At 49.8% G+C, this 17,743-nt stretch carries 11 protein-coding genes and 1 pseudogene; 3 read left to right on the forward strand and 9 right to left on the reverse strand.

What is annotated here, in order from left to right; translation table 11 throughout:
- Window positions 1-13: 13 nt before the first annotated feature.
- From fucU to MRBLPE1_RS22630, 4 genes are read right to left on the reverse strand one after another with little or no spacing between them, the layout of a single operon-like run.
- Entirely contained in the window at window positions 14-448 is a 435-nt protein-coding gene (fucU, locus tag MRBLPE1_RS22615) for an L-fucose mutarotase (RefSeq protein WP_364149559.1), read from the reverse strand.
- A 40-nt stretch (window positions 449-488) separates the two neighbouring features.
- The gene (locus MRBLPE1_RS22620; RefSeq protein ID WP_364149561.1) at window positions 489-1,991 is read right to left on the reverse strand and encodes a rhamnulokinase; all 1,503 of its coding nucleotides are present in this window, start codon (window positions 1,989-1,991) and stop codon (window positions 489-491) included.
- A 51-nt stretch (window positions 1,992-2,042) separates the two neighbouring features.
- Window positions 2,043-2,702 (reverse strand): class II aldolase/adducin family protein, encoded by a 660-nt coding sequence (locus MRBLPE1_RS22625; RefSeq protein WP_076266723.1) that lies wholly within the window; start codon window positions 2,700-2,702, stop codon window positions 2,043-2,045.
- Between the two features lie 15 nt (window positions 2,703-2,717).
- Window positions 2,718-4,508: an L-fucose isomerase gene (locus MRBLPE1_RS22630; protein WP_364149563.1), complete on the reverse strand. Its 1,791-nt coding sequence runs from the start codon at window positions 4,506-4,508 to the stop codon at window positions 2,718-2,720.
- A gap of 126 nt (window positions 4,509-4,634) precedes the next feature.
- On the opposite strand from MRBLPE1_RS22630, the gene MRBLPE1_RS22635 reads away from it, so the two are divergent.
- The gene (locus MRBLPE1_RS22635) at window positions 4,635-5,648 is read left to right on the forward strand and encodes a LacI family DNA-binding transcriptional regulator (protein ID WP_364149565.1); all 1,014 of its coding nucleotides are present in this window, start codon (window positions 4,635-4,637) and stop codon (window positions 5,646-5,648) included.
- A gap of 133 nt (window positions 5,649-5,781) precedes the next feature.
- On the opposite strand, the gene MRBLPE1_RS22640 is transcribed toward MRBLPE1_RS22635, so the two are convergent.
- The 4 genes from MRBLPE1_RS22640 to MRBLPE1_RS22655 form a co-directional block, all read right to left on the reverse strand.
- Window positions 5,782-6,348 (reverse strand): YdeI/OmpD-associated family protein, encoded by a 567-nt coding sequence (locus MRBLPE1_RS22640; protein ID WP_364149567.1) that lies wholly within the window; start codon window positions 6,346-6,348, stop codon window positions 5,782-5,784.
- Window positions 6,349-6,743: 395 nt separating this feature from the next.
- Window positions 6,744-7,259 (reverse strand): DinB family protein, encoded by a 516-nt coding sequence (locus MRBLPE1_RS22645; protein WP_364149568.1) that lies wholly within the window; start codon window positions 7,257-7,259, stop codon window positions 6,744-6,746.
- Window positions 7,260-7,341: 82 nt separating this feature from the next.
- The gene (locus MRBLPE1_RS22650) at window positions 7,342-8,259 is read right to left on the reverse strand and encodes a helix-turn-helix transcriptional regulator (RefSeq protein ID WP_364149569.1); all 918 of its coding nucleotides are present in this window, start codon (window positions 8,257-8,259) and stop codon (window positions 7,342-7,344) included.
- Between the two features lie 1,676 nt (window positions 8,260-9,935).
- Window positions 9,936-10,793: an AraC family transcriptional regulator gene (locus tag MRBLPE1_RS22655; protein WP_364149571.1), complete on the reverse strand. Its 858-nt coding sequence runs from the start codon at window positions 10,791-10,793 to the stop codon at window positions 9,936-9,938.
- Between the two features lie 148 nt (window positions 10,794-10,941).
- Between MRBLPE1_RS22655 and MRBLPE1_RS22660 the strand changes: the two genes are divergently transcribed.
- Window positions 10,942-12,240 (forward strand): alpha-glucosidase/alpha-galactosidase, encoded by a 1,299-nt coding sequence (locus MRBLPE1_RS22660; protein ID WP_364149573.1) that lies wholly within the window; start codon window positions 10,942-10,944, stop codon window positions 12,238-12,240.
- 237 nt (window positions 12,241-12,477) lie between these two features.
- Window positions 12,478-13,150 (forward strand): annotated as a pseudogene (locus MRBLPE1_RS22665) (cupin domain-containing protein).
- 67 nt (window positions 13,151-13,217) lie between these two features.
- Here MRBLPE1_RS22665 and MRBLPE1_RS22670 read toward each other — a convergent pair.
- On the reverse strand, window positions 13,218-17,711 hold the full coding sequence (locus MRBLPE1_RS22670) for a sugar-binding domain-containing protein (RefSeq protein WP_364149575.1): 4,494 nt from the start codon (window positions 17,709-17,711) through the stop codon (window positions 13,218-13,220).
- Window positions 17,712-17,743 lie beyond the last annotated feature (32 nt).

Below are 17,743 nucleotides of genomic sequence, written 5' to 3' on the forward strand. Positions count from 1 at the left end.
TTCCCAGACCTGGCTAGCTCTCTGCAATAACGCCCTTTTTCAAAATCAAGTTGGCATAAAGCGCGCTTTCCCCTGTCGCAATAACGGCGTACGCTTTTTTCGCCCGTTCATAAAAAGCAAAGCGTTCCACCTGCTCAAATGGCTCCGTCAAGCCTGTTCGCTCTTCAATTATGGCGCGATACTGCTCCCAGATCGGCGTTTGTACCGTATCCCCGGGCACCACTTGCATTAGCGCGGCTGGTTTTTCCACATATTGATCGAGCGGAAATAGCTTCAAAATGCCGTCAAGCAGCTCGGGAATAGAATGACCGTCTGCGCGGATCAGCCGCTGCGCGTGGCTGGCACCGGGAAAGTTGCCGTCAGCTATAACGATTTCATCGCTGTGCCCCATCTCGCTAAGCACCTTAAGCAGCTCTGGAGAAATCAGTTTCGATATGCCTATCAGCATAAGGGGATCTTCCTTTCAGCACATGTTCTTTGGCGGTTTTTTATTGTTTCTCGCTTAGACGCTCGAAGGTTCCGACCGCTGTATTCCACTCGTCCGCTTGTACCGGGATGTATTCTTCGATTCGAAACGAGTCTGCCACCAAGCGGCGCGCTTCCGCTAGCCCGTCGCACTGGCCCAGCGCAACCAGCTGCATCAGCATATTGCCGACAGCGCTCGCTTCAACGGGTCCCGTCCAAACGGGGCGGCCAATCGCGCTCGCGGTAAATCGGCAGAGCAGCTCATTCTGAATGCCGCCGCCTACCATATGCAGCCCGAGGAACGACTGCTTCGTCAAGGCCTCCATTTGGGTAAGTGCCTGACGATACCTAAGCGCAAGGCTTTCCAAGATACAGCGCGCAATTTCTCCCACTGACTGGGGAACCGGCTGCATGGTTGCCTCGCAATAAGCTTGAATGCGCCCAATCATGCCGGACGGCGCATAAAAGGCTGCGTCATCGGGGTAAATAAGGCTGCGAAACGGCACGGCGCCTTCAGCCTGAGCGACGATATCGGCAAAGGATAAAGCCAGGCCCTGCTCATCCCATTCCCGTTTGCATTCCTGCAAAATCCACAGCCCCATAATGTTTTTCAGGAGCTGGTAGGTTCCGCCGACTCCGCCCTCATTGGAGAAATCGAGCGCTTGCGCTTCCGGTGTGACCAGCGGGCTCGCAAGCTCCGTCCCTAGGAGTGACCAGGTGCCGCATACGAGATAAGCAAACGGAGAATCGCCGCTTGCTGGTACGGCTGCAGCCGCGGACTCGGTATCATGGGTGCCGACCGCGACCGCTTCCATTGGCGGAACATCCAGCTCCGCGCACACCTCATCGGTTAAGCGGCCGAACCGCGTCCCGGGAAGAGTCGGCTCGAGGAACAGCTTGCTTGGAATACCAAGCTGCTCCATTAAAGCCTTGTTCCACTGCTGTTCCTTTGGCTGGTAGAGCTGCGTCGTCGTTGCCATCGTAAACTCGCATATTTTTTCCCCGGTCAGAAAATAGGCTAGCAAATCCGGAGTAAGCAGCAGCGTGCTGGCCGCCGCAAGCTTTGGCGATCCTGCCTTCTGCATGGCATACAGCTGATTCACCGTGTTAAAAGGCATAAACTGCAAGCCGCCTTCCTCGTACAAGCGGTCATTTCCTATGAGCGCATTAAGCTCCTCAACGATACCCTCCGTTTGTGGATCGCGGTAATGATAGGGATTACCAAGAAGCTCCCCGTTCGTGTCAAGCAATCCGAAATCCACTCCCCAAGTATCAATGCCGAACGTCTGCGGCTCGTAGCCGAGCTGGAATGCTTTGCGGATGCCTGTTTTCAGCTCCTGCAGCAGACGCAGGATATCCCAGTGCAAATGCCCCTGCACCGCAACCGGCTGATTGGGAAAGCGATGAATCTCTGTTACCTTCAACTGTTTTTGCCCGCTTGCCTCATCCGGCACCAGCTCGCCGATTAATGCCCTGCCGCTGCTGGCGCCGAGGTCAAAAGCAAGCACCGTAGCAAGCTTCGCCATGCTTAGATCCTCCCATCCCCTAGGCTCATGCCGCTAATCGGCGAAAAACGCCTACTTCATCTTTTGCAGCAATTCTATGCGGTACGCTTCGCTCTCGAGCGACGCGATTTCCTCGAATTCTTCTTTCGTCAGCACCTTCGGCTCACGGATCGCTTTCGCTATCAAATAGATTTTGGTGCTCTCCTCCACAACCTCGGTCCGGTAATAAGCCTCGCGCAAATTGCGTCCCGAAGTAACAAGACCGTGGTTGCCAAGCAGCACCGAGCTCGCTTCGTTTACCTTGGCCACATAAGCATCCGCCAGCTTATCCGTAGTCGGAAGCACATAAGGAACATAAACCGTTTTGCCGACCAGCGCCGCTTGATCCGGGAACATAATCGGCAGCTCCTGCTCCACCAGCGTAAAAGCGATGCAATACGGCGGATGCGTATGAACGATGGCGCCGATATCCGGATTAGCCCGGTAAGCATAAAGATGCATCAGCACCTCGGAGGACGGACGCAGCCCGATATCCGTAATTTCACCCGTTTCGATATCCACCTCTACCCATTGATGCGGCTCAACCTCGTCAAGCGCAAAGCCGCTTGGTGAAAGGTACATTTTACCCTCGAATTTAGCGCTGATATTTCCGCCAGGCCCGACCACCAATTTGTTCGTAACCGTCTTTCGCGCATATTTGCATAGCTCGTTGCGAATGTCCGTGCTGCTCATTGTAAAACCTCCAATTTATTTATAAATAGGTCCGAAGTTCTGGCAAGCGCGATAATCCGAGCTCTCCGCATTAGCGGTGCCGAACAAGCCCCAAGCTCTAGGACGGAAAATGCGTTCTTCCGGAACGTTATGCATATTGACCGGAATCCGCAGCATCGAAGCGAGCGTGATTAAGTCAGCTCCGATATGCCCATAGCTTATGGAGCCGTGATTCGCCCCCCAATTGTCCATAACTTCGTAGACGGAGTGGAATGCGCCTTCGCCTGTCAGCGTTGGAGCAAACCAAGTCGTCGGCCATGTAGGGTCCGTACGGTTGTCCAGCGTGTCATGCACATCCTGCGGCAAATCAACCGAATAACCTTCGGCGATTTGAAGAACAGGACCGATTCCTTTGACGAGGTTGATCCGGGACATCGTCATCGGCATGCCGCCGCGCGTCAAGTAATCGGATGAATAGCCGCCGCCGCGGAAGTATTCGACGGAAGCCGGACGCCACGACGTCGCATGGAGGCATTTTTGCGCTTCGTCCTGGGAAATTTCCCAGAAAGGCTTCATCGCCGGCTGGCCATCCTTCGTTTGCTCGCCTGTTCCGTCCATCGTCGCGGAGCCTGAATTAATCAAATGAAGAATTCCGTTTTCCGCTGCGCCAGCCAGCTTGTGGCCGGTTACGCGCTCGACCGATTCCGGGCTCCAATAAGTGCGGACGTCAGCGAAAATTTGAGCCGTATTCGTCAGCAAGTAACCAAACAGCATCACCACGCCGTTCAAGCTGTCATTTTCCGTCGCTACCATGTAAGGCGCGCGGATGCCGTTCCAATCGTAAGAGGAATTCAGCAGCGTTTCCATGAAATCGCCGTTCGGAAAATGATCCGTCCATTGCCGCTGGCCTTGGAAGCCCGCCACAATCGCGTTATGACCGTTTGCTTCCTCCCCGAAGCCAAGCTCGTCAAGCCTTGGATTGCCGACCATGAGGTCACGCGCGATCTGGGTCATTTTCACAACCGTTTCCCAGTCCTTATCCTTCTGTTCTCTCGAGGTTTGAAGCTCGGCAGGATTATTGTCCGGGCCTTCGATGCAGTTTTCTTTCACCCACGTAAGCGCTTTCTCGAATTCCTCGCCATCGAATATGCCTTCTTCCATACGGCGAACGAATTCACTCATGTCGATATATTCCGTGCGCATGCCCAGATACTCCTGGAAAAACGCGTCATTAACGATCGATCCGGCAATCCCCATGGAAACCGAGCCCATCGACAAGTAGGATTTGCCGCGCATGTATGCAACCGCAAGACCCGCTCTCGCGAAGCCGATCAGCTTGTCTTTCACATCGAACGGGATGGATGTATCGCCTGAATCTTGTACATGCTCGCCGTAAATACCGAAAGCAGGAAGACCTTTTTGAGCATAACCGGACAATACCGCAGCCAGATATACGGCTCCTGGACGTTCCGTACCGTTAAAGCCCCATACCGCTTTTGGAATGGAGGGGTCCATATCCATCGTTTCCGTGCCGTAGCACCAGCAAGGCGTTACCGTTATCGATACCCCTACACCAGCTTTGACGAATTTATCCGCGCAAGCCGCAGCCTCGGATACCCCGCCGATGCAAGTGTCGGCGATAACGCACTCGACCGGTTCGCCGTTTGGATAACGTAAATTCTCCGATAAAAGCTTTGCCGTGGCGATTGCCATGTTCATCGTTTGCTCCTCTAATGATTCGCGAACGCCTTTCCGTCTGCCATCGATCGTCGGGCGTATGCCAATTTTAGGAAACCCTGATTGAAAACGAGTGCTTGTATCCGTCATAATAAAACCTCCATTGGGTTAAAATAATGTTACCGATAACCTCAAAATAACAAGATTAAGGCTTGCTGTCAACAATGATTTTTTTGTATGATAGAAACTATGATTTATCGATAAGGGGACAAAGATATGGTAACGATTTATGATGTAGCGGCTAAAGCAAGCGTATCCGCTATGACCGTCTCCAGAGTTATCAATAACACTGGCAAAATAAGCGAAAAAACAAGAGCGAAGGTAAAGCGTGTCATGGAGGAGCTTGGTTATGTGCCTAATCAGACGGCCCGAAGCCTCGTGCTCCAGCAAACAAAGCTGCTCTTTCTGCTCATAACCGATATTATGAACCCGTTCTATACGACGCTTGCCCGGGGCGCCGAGGATGCGGCCAAGCGCTCGGGCTACCGGCTGCTGTTTGGCAACAGTGATGAAAGTATCGATAAGGAATCCGATTACGTGACGACGATTTTGACCACGCGCGTGGATGGTGTGCTTGTTGCGCCTGCCGGCGATCCGTCGCTGCCCCATTTGGAATCGCTGCGGAAGCATAAAGTTCCGTTCGTGCTCCTCGACCGGGAGGTCCCGGGCATCGCATGCGATATCGTGCTCGGCGACAGCAAAGACGGCGCAAAAAGACTGGTTGAGCATCTCGCTGCGCAAGGCCATCGCATCATTGCGATCGTAAACGGGTCGCCTTCGATTTCTAGCGCAAGGCTGCGGCTTCAAGGCTTCCAGGAAGGGATGAAGCTCAATGACCTAACGTATGATGAACGGTACGTTTTCGAGACCAGCTTCGGTCCGTTAAACGATTTAACGGAGATGGGCCAATGGCTGGATCAGCTAGACCCGCCTCCGACCGCGATCGTTGCGGGAAACAATGTGCTTGCCGTCGAAATTTTACGGCTGCTTCGTGAGCGCGGCATCGGCGTGCCGGACGAAATGTCCATCGTTTGCTTTGACGATTTGGGTCCTTATTCGGAAGTAGAGCCGTTTCTGACGGTTGCTGCCCAGCAGGCCTATCAATTCGGCTATATGGGCATGCAAATGCTCGTTGAGCGTATTCAAGAGCGGGAAACGGCGCAGCCTTGGAAAAAAATCGTCCTCCCCGCCGATCTGATCATCCGCAGGTCGGTAAAAGCCTTAACGTAGCCGGAGCTCGTCTTCGCCAAATAAAAAGAGACTGCTTATTACAGCCAATACCGGCTTAGTAAGCAGTCTTTTTGCTGTGGGCTTAGTAACCTTAGAACGTGGTCAGCGGCTTGGCTCGCGCTGAGCGCCGAGTTCAAATTAGTAGGCGTCCATTATCATGCCATTGCCCGTACATTTTATTTTCTTTCGTGTTTGTTATAAATTTTTCTAATCTACTCTTAAATAATTCCGGCTGATTTTTAATGCTTTGTATCGTGTCGATCCGAACTCTTTGATAAAGAGCCGGAAATGCCAAAAAATTCTCATATACTTGCGTTTCCTCTTTTAGCCTTTGCTCTATCACCCTATCGATTTTAAAAGAATCGTGGTCCATATCAGGAAGTACCTTTCTTCCTTCGTCTCTCATTAACCCCAACTTTTCGAGGCGGCGGACACGTTCTTTATTCAATTCCGTCCATGAGCTTCCTTTGCTTCTAGGAGACAGTCTCTGCGCCAGCCCAGTTTCAGAAATCTTCTTTTTGACTCCATCGATCCATCCAAAGCACAAGCATTCTTCGACCGCGTCCAAATAGAGCAACGTATCCGGGTTTGGCGTCATACTGACTATTACCCAACAAGATTTTTCAGTCTTGCCATTTTCCCGCAGCCAAACCCTCAAATCTTCTCTCGATTTTACTGTAAGTAGATTTTCGATTTCCATAGTTAAAATTCGTTCTCCTTTCTAGGTATGGAGAGTAATTATATTCATTATAGAGCCTATGACCCTAGCTGATGTCGAAGTTATGAGTAAGAGGATGTATTCCATAAAAGCAAAGGCGACTTATTTCTCTTTTGAAATTGCTAGAAAGCTGCAAATCAATTTACAAGCAGTAAAAAGGTCGATTTCTCTGTTCACAGAAATAACGACCTTTTTAGACTGAATTGATTTCATTCAAAAAAACATCCAATGCCCTTATTAAGGCTTTAAAACGATTTTTTATTCGTTCCTGCTGAGTATTTATAGATATAGATGACGTCATTTTAACCTATCGAGGTTCTCCCGTTGTACTGGAAACAGCAATGAATATCATCGCTATAATCTTGCAGCGTCAGTGGTTAAATGGATACTGCAGGTTCCTGATACCAAAAAAGCGAATAGTCGTTCATCGTGGATGCGTGTCCTAACTGACGTAACATTGTAGAAATATTGCCCCTGTGATAGGTCCCGTGATTAACCAGCTGCAGCACAATTTCCGATAAGCGTGTTTGGCGTATTCCGGCGAATGGATTGTCAAGCAAAATGGTTTGCTCCAAATCGGCTTGGCTTCGGAACCATTCTCTAAATTGTTCCGATAACTGGGCAAAGATATTGGCGTATTCATCTACAGAGAGCAGGATGCTCTCATTTAGCGGTATGCATGCTTGCAGCGCCTCTCGCATACTCGTGCCTGTTAAAACCAGATACCACATTTTATCAACCGCATAGATATGGCTAAGGGCATGGGCGATGGTGGGAAATGAGCTGTTCACATCCTGACTCAGCACAGAAGACGGGAGTTCCTTGATTCTCCCCATGATCGTTTGGTTGGCCCATGTGTGGTAATTAAACATTTCAACTGAATGTTTCGTCATTCGTATTGTCTCCTTTTGACTTGCCATTAATTTGATTTTGTTTCTGTAGTTATCATAATAAAAGAAGTATGACAACAGTCTGTCATACTTCTTCATAGAGTTTGAGTGTATTTTGAAGCTGTTCTTTTAAGATGCCTCGCAGTGCAGGAGGTTCGAGAACTTCAGCACCGCTGCCAAAACTTAGCAGAATTGACCAAAGCCAACGTGCTTTCAATGGCCTATAGACAGGGATTCGCATTGTCATACTTCCATCGGCATGAAATTGCTTATCAACCTGGTGAAACTGGTCCATCGCTTCTGCCAAAGCCTCAGGTCCCACCCGGATCACTACTTCCTCCACCTGATCTTGCCATGCCTTGTTTGATGAACCAGCCTCTTTCGGTACCTCGGGATGAGGCTGAAAGGCATCCTGTGTCAGGTACAAATTCATCATCCGGGATAGCCGGAACTCTCGATAATCCCGCCGTGTCCGGCAATAACCATATACGTACCAATTGCCATGTTTAAAATGAAGCCTCATCGGTTCCATATCACGGGTTGTGCGTTCATTATTTACATTGACATAATCAAAGCGGACGATCTTTCGCTCCGTAATGGCCGTGCGTAAATGTGGAAGCGCATCGGGATCCGTTCGGCGGGTTTCAAAGTCCACCGCTAGACTCGAAGTTTGATGCTCCGTTCCAATCGTTCGCAGTCGTTCAATGGTTCCTTGCGCACGCTCGTCTTCAAACACGGAGGAGAGGCTGCTGAGCACGGTGATCAGGGAATCGACATCATACGAACCGAGCAAGCTTTTATCCATTTTATATCCGTCCATCATGCCATATCCACCTTTAATCCCCTGGTACGATACGACCGGGAAGCCAGCGGCACAGATCACATCGATATCCCTATAGATGGTTCTTTGGGAAACCTGATACTCTTCAGCCAGCGTGGAGGCAGATAAAACTTCGTTGTTCAACAGCTTGTAGATCATTGAGATCAATCGTTCCAATTTCATAGGTATCCCCACCCGTCATTCCATTTCGTATTGCTGGTCATTATTGCTGCACAAACTACATTGTAGCTAAGTAAAAGCACGTTAAGTTGAAGATACGTTGTATAAAGTGCATCCTAGCTCAGACTTGCAGCTCGGGCGTGTCGCTGCGATGCGAATCGTGATGCAAGATGCAGCGTTGCACCACCTCATCATGTATGGAGCTACACTGCAGAAAGTACAGCAGAAACCTGACATAGATACTCAACTTAGGTGCTACATTGCAGAAAAGGCATCAGAATTGGCCAATAACCCAGCATACGGGTCCGAAACCATCATTTCTGCTGCACAAACTACACTGTAGCTGAACAAAAGCTAGTTAAGTCGAAGATACATTGTATAAAGTGCATTGTAGCTCGGACTTGCAACTCGGCGTTTCACTTTGATGCGAACCGTGATGCAAGATGCAGCGTTGCACCACCTCATCAAGTTTGGACTACACTGCAGAAAGTACAGCAGAAACCTGACATGGATACTCAACTGCGGTGCTACATTGCAGAAAAGGCATCAGATTCAGCTTATAACGCAGCATACGGGTCCGAAACCATCATTTCTGCTGCACAAACTACACTGTAGCCGAGCAAAAGCTCGTTAAGTCGAAGATACGTTGTATAAACTGCATTGTAGCTCGGACTTGCAGCTCGAGCGTGCCGTTGTGATGCGAACCGTAATGCAAGAAGCAGCGCTGCACCTACTATTCTAGTAAGGAGCTTCACTACACCTACTATTCTAATAAGGAGCTACACTGCAGAAAGTACAGCAGATACCTGACATAGGTATTCAACTGCGATGCTACAATGCAGAAAAGGCATCAGATTCAGCTTATAACCCAGCATACGGGTCCGAAACCATCATTTCTTCTGCACAAACTACACTGTAGCTGAACAAAAGCACGTTAAGTTGAAGATCCGTTGTATAAAGTGCATTGTAGCACGGACTTGCAGCTCGGACTTGCAGCTCGGGCGTGTCGCTGCGATGCGAACCGTGATGCAAGAAGCAGCGCTGCACCTACTATTCTAGTAAGGAGCTACACTACACCTACTATTCTAGTAAGGAGCTACACTGCAGAAAGTACAGCAGAAACCTGACATGGATACTCAACTGCGGTGCTACATTGCAGAAAAGGCATCAGATTCAGCTTATAACCCAGCATACGGGTCCGAAACCATCATTTCTGCTGCACAAACTACACTGTAGCTGAACAAAAGCACGTTAAGTTGAAGATCCGTTGTATAAAGTGCATTGTAGCACGGACTTGCAGCTCGGGCGTGTCGCTGCGATGCGAATCGTGATGCAAGATGCAGCGTTGCACCACCTCATCATGTATGGAGCTACACTGCAGAAAGTACAGCAGAAACCTGACATGGATACTCAACTGCGGTGCTACATTGCAGAAAAGGCATCAGATTCAGCTTATAACGCAGCATACGGGTCCGAAACCATCATTTCTGCTGCACAAACTACACTGTAGCCGAGCAAAAGCTCGTTAAGTCGAAGATACATTGTATAAAGTGCATTGTAGCTTAACAGCCGAGCCACCGTAAGGCAACGTGCATCCTAGCTCAACGGCCAAACAACCGTGATGCAAAATGCATTGCAGCTCAGCCAATCCATTGTGATACAGAACCAGCGCCATCTGCCTACTCTTTTCCGCGAAGTCCTCTGCGAAAATCCGTAGGCGATTGGCCGCTCCATTTGTGGAATTGTTTCGTAAAAAACAATGGATCATTGTAGCCGACAGACGCCGCGATTTGAGCGATCGTCAGCTCGCCATCCAGGAGCTCCTCTGCTTTCTTCATCCGTACCTTATATAAAAACTGCATCGGCGGAAGCCCCGTCGCCTCTTTGAACAGCCTCGTGAGATGGGCGCGGTGGTAGCCGAGCGTCCGAGCGATTCCTTCAATCGACAGCTGTTGACCGTACTGAAGTGACATGAGCCGGACAGCTTGGTCAATTTGGCGGTAGGAGTGGGATTCCGGCGTGCTTCCAGTGCTGCTGCCAGTGGGAGATAAGCTTCCAAGCTCATGCAGCACGAGTCTAAGCCATCCCGATGCCTCCATATTCCCTAGCGCCGGGGCATTCGTTTTCTCCATGCTTTTCCGTATGCTTCTGAACAGCTTTTGCATAGCAGGTAGCGAGCAGTCATGAATGACAGAAAAATCCGGCGTGATGCCGATGGAGCTGAGCGCCGCCTCTACGATATCTCCCGAGAAGGCGACCCACATATATGTCCATGGACTGCTTAGGCTTGCTTCATATTTGACCAAAATATCAGGGAAAATGACAAAAGCATCGCCAGCCTTGCATGAATATGCTTTTCCAAGCGTCTCAAACGTTCCCTCACCGTCCAAAACGATATGGATCAAAAAATAATCATGGACGGCAGGTCCAATAAAATGTCCGCCGACCGGCCTTCCTTTTCCGCTGAATAAGACAGACATTTCTCCCTTTAGAGGAGCTCTATTTATACTAAGCGAGAAACTCTGATGCGTTTCCATGGCTGCACCTCCATTAAACCAGCTCTACACATTTTACTAAATGATGCTACATTTCTCCATATAATCCTCCCTTCCTTCCATATCCATTTTTAGATGGCCTCTTTATACTAAAGGAGTCAGCACTCAATTAATAGGAGGCCATTGTCAAATGCCCAAAATTACTTTTATCGGAGCAGGAAGCACCGTTTTCGCCAAAAATATCCTTGGAGACGTGATGCAGACGCCCGCCCTTCAAGGCTTTGAAATCGCTTTATTCGATATTGACGGGGAGCGTCTTCATGATTCCGAGCAGATGCTGCTCAATATCCAAAAAACAAGCGGAAGCACTTGTCAGATTAAAGCTTATACCGATCGCAAAGAAGCGCTTCGCGGCGCTAAATACATTGTAAATGCCATTCAAGTAGGCGGCTACGATCCTTGTACGATTACCGATTTTGAAATTCCAAAAAAATACGGCCTGCGCCAAACGATAGCGGATACCGTAGGCATCGGCGGTATTTTCCGCAACCTCCGCACCATTCCCGTTATGCTCGATTTCGCTCGCGATATTAATGAGGTTTGTCCGGATGCCTTATTCCTGAATTACACGAATCCGATGGCCGTTCTAACCAATGTGATGAACACCTACGGCGGCGTAAAAACAGTCGGATTATGCCACAGCGTTCAGGTTTGCGTACCGCATTTATTTGAACACCTGGATCTCGATCCCACCGGCGTAAAATATAAAATCGCAGGTATCAACCATATGGCTTGGCTGCTGGAGGCGAGCAAAGACGGCGTCGATCTTTATCCGGAAATTAAACGGCGCGCAGCCGAGAAGCAGAAGGAACAACATCATGATATGGTCCGCTATGAGCTCATGCTCAAGTTCGGCTACTATATAACCGAATCCTCCGAGCATAACGCGGAATATCATCCCTATTTCATTAAACGCAATTATCCGGAGCTTATTGAACGCTTCAACATTCCGCTTGACGAATATCCGCGCCGCTGCGTGAATCAAATCGCGGGCTGGAAATCCATGCGAGACTCTCTCGTGAACGACAGCAATCTCGAGCACTGCCGCAGCCATGAATATGCTTCCTATATTCTTGAAGCCATTGAAACGAACAATCCGTTCAAAATCGGCGGCAACGTCATGAACACCGGCTTGATAACGAACCTGCCGAAGGAAGCTTGCGTCGAAGTATCGTGCCTCGTGGATGCTAACGGCGTCACGCCTACTTATGTCGGCGACCTGCCGCCGCAGCTTGCTGCATTAAACCGCACAAACATCAACACGCAGCTGCTCACGATCGAAGCCGCCATTACGGGCAAGCGCGATCACATTTACCATGCGGCGCTGCTGGATCCTCATACCTCAGCCGAGCTGTCTATGGATGATATCGTATCCCTATGCGATGATCTCATCGAAGCGCATGGCAGCTGGCTTCCAAGCTATAAATAAGCGTGAACGGCTGACGCCGTCCTTGGCGGCAAAGCTCGTTTCGCGGAGAAAGATAAGCATCTTATAAGGATAAAATTTATTCAATCTTATATTCTTAAATAAACAGCCGTTCCCCAGCATTCATTTGCCTGGAACGGCTGTTTTTTATTTCTAAAGATACTCACGCCGAAATAGGCAAACACATATCTATTTCCATAAGAATTCAATCACCCTATCGAAAAGGAGCAGAACATTCGCATGGATTCATATATGGACTACACGTCCCCGGGAACGCAATTCGCATTCGATGTAAACAGCAATCCTATTTTCAAAAAAGATCCTTATAATTACTTGAATTTTTTATCCGTTAAGCAGCTTAACACCTTGACCAATTTAGCTGCTCGATATTTTCCTCAGCAAAGGAAACGTAGTCGAGCCGCATGACCATCAGAATGCCGCGGAGCTTGTTTACTGTATTTCAGGCGCAGCAGAAATCTCTCTCTTAAACCCTTTTACCAAGCAGCTCCTCCAATTCAATGTAGTGCCCGGTCAAGTCGTTAACATCCCGCAGGGCTGGTGGCATTACGAAATCGCCACGCTCGACAACACGCATCTGCTGGCGATCTTCGATGCTCCGTTTCCAGATGTTATTTACGGGTCAGACATTTTACGTTTAACTCCTTCCAATGTGCTGGCCTACACCTATTGCCTGGATGAAGCTAAATTAATAAACACGCTTGCTCCGTTAAAAGACACCGTCGTATTGGGTCCGCCAAACGGCTGCAGCTACAATCCCGTTCATGGCCAAACGGCCAACAAGCAATCGGCTAATCATGCGCCTGTCCAGCAGCAGGAAGCGAACCAGAAATATGGCCATCATCATCGCATACAGCAATACAGAAAACACGGTACGTTCAACAAAAACAGGTGACCAGCAGCCCTATCGCTGCAGGTCACCTGTTTTATTGTCGCACTGTTAAAACTGCAATGATTAAGAATTACCCCAGAATCCACCTTGCAAGCATCGCGATATCCTCGATATCGATTTTGCCGTCTGCATTGAGATCAGATTTCTTATACTGCGACCAGTTTGGATCTGCGCTTGTTTTACCGTAGGCAGCCGCTAAGATACCAAGATCGCCGATCGTTATCTTCTGATCGTTGTTAATATCGCCAGATAACACGGAAGCTTGGAATACAGTTACGGCAGCACTTAGCGCAGCAATCGCTTCATTCACTTGAATATCGCTGGCATTCGGATTGACGGCAACCTCTTTTGCTTTCGCAATGGCAGCAGCAAAGGCCGCTTTCGCACCTGCCGGGTATTGGCCCGGCTGCGTGCCGGCTACGGCACGGTCATAGATTGCTTCTGCGGCCGCAATCGCTTGATTCAGACCCGACACATCGACTTGGGCACTGATCTGAACGGTATGCGCAGCACCCTCAGCTTTGAGCTCTTCGCCTTCGCCGTTTGCCGCTTCAACATCGCTTACCGTAATCGTTGAGGTGTTAGGCGCTCCAGACGCATTAGCCAAAAAGCTCAGCTTCAGCCAATCCGAGTTGGCCTCCACGCCATTTCCTTGACCCGCTGCAATGATGCGAACCTTTCCTGGCTCAAGCGTTTTCTGCTCGAGAATGCCAAAGCCTTGCTTTAAGGATGCCGCCTCCGAAAATGCCAATTTCGTTGGATCGAAGCTTATGACCAGCATTTGAGCATACAGCGTCTGGAATTTCTCGTCTGTAATATTGGACAAACCTACGGTCACATCGAAGGTTTGGCCTGCTTTAACCTGTGCTGCGCCAGCAATCGTTGCAGTCGGTTCGTCAGCAGCCGGAACTACCGCGGCGGCGAACGCAGCAGATGCTTGATTCAAAGCTGCCACGGCTGTATCAACTGCCGATTGCACTGCTCCCGCATCGGCCGCAACCGATTTCGCAGCAGCTATTGCGGCTGCGAATGCATCTTTTGCCGCTTGCGGATATTGCCCTGGCTCCGTGCCAATAACGGCAGCGCCGAGCTGATCATCAGCAGCCGTCACGGCAGCTTGAAGCGCTGCTTTATCCGCCACTGCGACAGGCCCAACCGAGAAGTAATCAAAATTAGCTTGAATGGAACCTTGATCTCCCGCGGAAAGGCCGTAAAATCCAATTTTCAACTGGCTTAGATTAACGGTCATCGGATCAGCTGCTTGTTTCCAGTCGGTCCCGTCCCAATAGAACGTAGTAACGACATTACCTATCTTTCTGATTTGTAAATACGAGGTATCGTAGCCGGGATGCAATACCATATTAGTCGCTTTCATATAAACCGCGTTTTTCTCGTATGCGGTTTCTAGGCTTTTGCCTGCAGCGCCCTCTGTATCCCATACATGGCCAAACTTGAAGTAATTATCTTCGTTTTGCCAAATGAAGAGCCCTGCCTGCTGGAAGTTTTTCCGAACGGGAGCGTCGACTTTGGCCGTAATAACGAAATCCCCGGCCGGTGCGTCTTTTAGGAAGATGTTCGGCAGGTTATTTGACGTTTGGAAGGTATCTCCTGCTGACGTATCCAAGCTTAAAAACCCTGGTTTACGCGTCAGTGACCATTTGGAATTGTCTGGTTTAAAGACTGACCACGCGGCATCTAACACCGCAGCATCAAAATTGTCAGCCAATGAGCCTGCCGGAATCGGATCGTTCACGTTGTTGAAAAATTGCACGCGTCCGGCTTGAAGCGCCTTTAGGTTATTTTGGATATCGGCAGCTGACGCGTTCTCGTTCTGGACGGTCGCTTTGGCCGAATCAATCCGTGCTTGGAAGGCATCCGAAACGGCCTGCTTATACTCTCCCGTTCCTTCGCCAACTTTCGCTTTGCTTGATAATGCTTCTGAAGCAGCAATTTCTGCGAGCAGATCCGCTTTTGTAGCTGTGCCGATCAGATCGCGGTGGGCGGCCGCTATGCGGTCAAAATCCATTTTCTCCACTTTGCGGTCATACGACAGCAAACCGTTGATCTCGTATTCCACATCCGTGATTTGCGTATAAATCGCCGCGCTTAAGCCGGTTTCCTTCAGCTGCTTCACCTTATTGATATACGCGATGTAGGTCGAAGTCAGCTGCTCTTTGCTGTTCATCAATTGATAAGAGAAGACGAGCGGACTCCACTCATGCCCCGGTACATGCAAGCCTAAACCGCCGTATTCGCCCAATACGGATGCTCTTGTATCGCTTGGGCTCGGTGCGCCCGGTTCCGGATACCGATGCATATCCAGCAAATCGCCTGCTCCTGCATCCCACCAGCCGCTCGTGCTGTTTACAAGGCGAGTCGAATCCAGGCTTTTTACATAGCTGGTTGCATCCCTTGTCTGCTGTCCGCCTTGGTCGAATTGCCCCCAACCTTCATTAAACACCGTCCAAACAATAATCGATGTCACGCTGCGGAGCTGGTCAACCATCTCTTTGTACTCTTTAAACCACTGCGTCTTTGTATCTGCCGTAATATCTGAGCCCCTGTTGCCTTGGCGGTCCTCTAAACTAGGCATATCCTGCCATACGAGCACGCCAAGCTTATCCGCCCAATAGTACCAGCGTGCAGGCTCCACCTTAATATGCTTGCGAATCGTATTCATGCCAACGCGTTTAACGGCTTCGATATCAAATTTTAGCGCTTCATCTGTCGGAGCCGTGTAGATGCCGTCCGGCCAGAAGCCTTGGTCGAGCGGACCCATTTGGAACACGAATTTCCCATTCAGAAGCGGACGGGTTATGCCGTCTACTTTGCCTAACTTTATTTCTCTCATTCCGAAGTAGCTCGTTACCTCGTCAACCGTCTGCCCGCCATCCTTCAAATAAACCTTTAAATCATAGAGGAACGGATCATTGGGAGACCATAACCTTGCATTCGGTACCGGCACCGCGATTTCAGCGCCAATCGCGCCGGCTGCGGTTCCGACGACTTCCCCGTTTGCCATCGCGACAGCTTCAATCGTTTGGCCTTGGATGCCGCTGCCGGCTGCGGTTAATTTCAAAACCCCGTTTTGGATGTCCGTCGACATATCCAGCTTATCGATATGCGCTGCGGCAACAGGCTCGAGCCATACCGTCTGCCAAATACCCGAAACGGAGGTGTACCAAATGCCGCCGAGCTTTTTCACCGTTTGCTTTCCGACCGCTTGATCGGCGCCCATATCTGTCTCATCAAGCACGTGCACGATCAGCTCATTCTCGCCCGTCACGAGATAATCCGTAATATCGAAGCTGAACGAGGTGTAGCCGCCCTTGTGGCTGCCTGCCAATTGGCCATTCACATACACCGTTGCCAAATAGTCGACTGCTCCGAAATTAAGCTTCACGCGCTGGCCGTCCCAGCTCTCCGGAACCGTAAAGCTGCGTTTATACCACATCAAGTCTTCCACGCGATTGATGCCCGAGAGCTTTGCTTCGGCAGCAAACGGCACGAGAATTTTCTCTTTCAGCGATTTGCCCGCCGGAATCGCTTCTCCTTTTTGGGCCGCTTGGAACTCCCACTCCCCGTTCAAATTCACCCAATCCTCACGAACGAATTGAGGCCGTGGATATTCAGGAAGCACGTTTTCTTTGTCCACGTCATCCGCCCACGGCGACATGATTTGATATTTCGAGCCGTTAAGCAGCGGTTTATCGAAACCCTCCACGGCTGCGCCTGCCAGCGTTTCCAGACCGCCTTGACCGTCGTAAACCACCTTGACATTGCCAACGTCCTTGGAATAAACCGCTTCTTTGAAGTTGACAACGACAACCTTATCATCGCCCTCCTTTAAAGCCGCAGAGACGATAGCCAGACTGCCCGTCGAAATATTCACCTGCAAATGATTAATGAATTCGGCTGTTATTGGCTGAAGCGATTCTTGAAATGGAAGTTCGGCGCTGAGGCCGTCCTCGAGTATAGTACCGCCCGGCGCAAAGCCGTCCGGCAAATAAAAGGCTTCCGTCGGCACCGCTTCCTTCGTAACGCTTGGGCTGGACCAGCGCATATGCACATTCGAACCGCCGTTATCCTCGAAGAGCTCCAGCTTGATTTTGTGTTTCTGGCCTGCGTTCAATGCAACCGGAAGCGAGGTTTGTTCTTTGTCCCAGTCAGCTATCCAGTGGTCAATCGTAAGCTTATCGTCGATCCAGAGGCGGAAGCCATTGTCGCCGGTAATATAGAAGGTATAATTTTCGGTGAATGCAGGCTGAATAAATCCGGTCCACCTAATGCCGACACGGTTCTCTTGGCCTGTAAACATTTTGATAGACGGCTCAAGATTGGAAATATCCAAGTTTGGATCATAGCCGATGCCTTTTAAGGTGCCGAAAGTGTAATTTGGCGGACCTCCTGCCGTATAGTATTCGGATTTCAAGCCGTGGTACTGAGGCTCTGCCGCTCCCTCCGAAGCCCCAGCGCGGGGCGTAAAAGATACGGCGGAAGCCAGCATGGTAAATAACATGGAAAATGCCACTAACGTGCTTAATGCCTTGCTTCGTTTCAACATGTATGAACCTCCAAAATTTCATTTTAATAAAA

The organism is Paenibacillus sp. LPE1-1-1.1 (assembly GCF_040676435.1).
Taxonomy (GTDB): Bacteria; Bacillota; Bacilli; order Paenibacillales; family Paenibacillaceae; genus Pristimantibacillus.

What these genes read in the sequence shown, in the direction of transcription:
- fucU (WP_364149559.1), bottom strand. Translation starts at nt 448, where the DNA reads ATGCTGATAGGCATATCGAAACTGATTTCTCCAGAGCTGCTTAAGGTG.
- MRBLPE1_RS22620 (WP_364149561.1), bottom strand. Translation starts at nt 1,991, where the DNA reads ATGGCGAAGCTTGCTACGGTGCTTGCTTTTGACCTCGGCGCCAGCAGC.
- MRBLPE1_RS22625 (WP_076266723.1), bottom strand. Translation starts at nt 2,702, where the DNA reads ATGAGCAGCACGGACATTCGCAACGAGCTATGCAAATATGCGCGAAAG.
- MRBLPE1_RS22630 (WP_364149563.1), bottom strand. Translation starts at nt 4,508, where the DNA reads ATGACGGATACAAGCACTCGTTTTCAATCAGGGTTTCCTAAAATTGGC.
- MRBLPE1_RS22635 (WP_364149565.1), top strand. Translation starts at nt 4,635, where the DNA reads ATGGTAACGATTTATGATGTAGCGGCTAAAGCAAGCGTATCCGCTATG.
- MRBLPE1_RS22640 (WP_364149567.1), bottom strand. Translation starts at nt 6,348, where the DNA reads ATGGAAATCGAAAATCTACTTACAGTAAAATCGAGAGAAGATTTGAGG.
- MRBLPE1_RS22645 (WP_364149568.1), bottom strand. Translation starts at nt 7,259, where the DNA reads ATGACGAAACATTCAGTTGAAATGTTTAATTACCACACATGGGCCAAC.
- MRBLPE1_RS22650 (WP_364149569.1), bottom strand. Translation starts at nt 8,259, where the DNA reads ATGAAATTGGAACGATTGATCTCAATGATCTACAAGCTGTTGAACAAC.
- MRBLPE1_RS22655 (WP_364149571.1), bottom strand. Translation starts at nt 10,793, where the DNA reads ATGGAAACGCATCAGAGTTTCTCGCTTAGTATAAATAGAGCTCCTCTA.
- MRBLPE1_RS22660 (WP_364149573.1), top strand. Translation starts at nt 10,942, where the DNA reads ATGCCCAAAATTACTTTTATCGGAGCAGGAAGCACCGTTTTCGCCAAA.
- MRBLPE1_RS22670 (WP_364149575.1), bottom strand. Translation starts at nt 17,711, where the DNA reads ATGTTGAAACGAAGCAAGGCATTAAGCACGTTAGTGGCATTTTCCATG.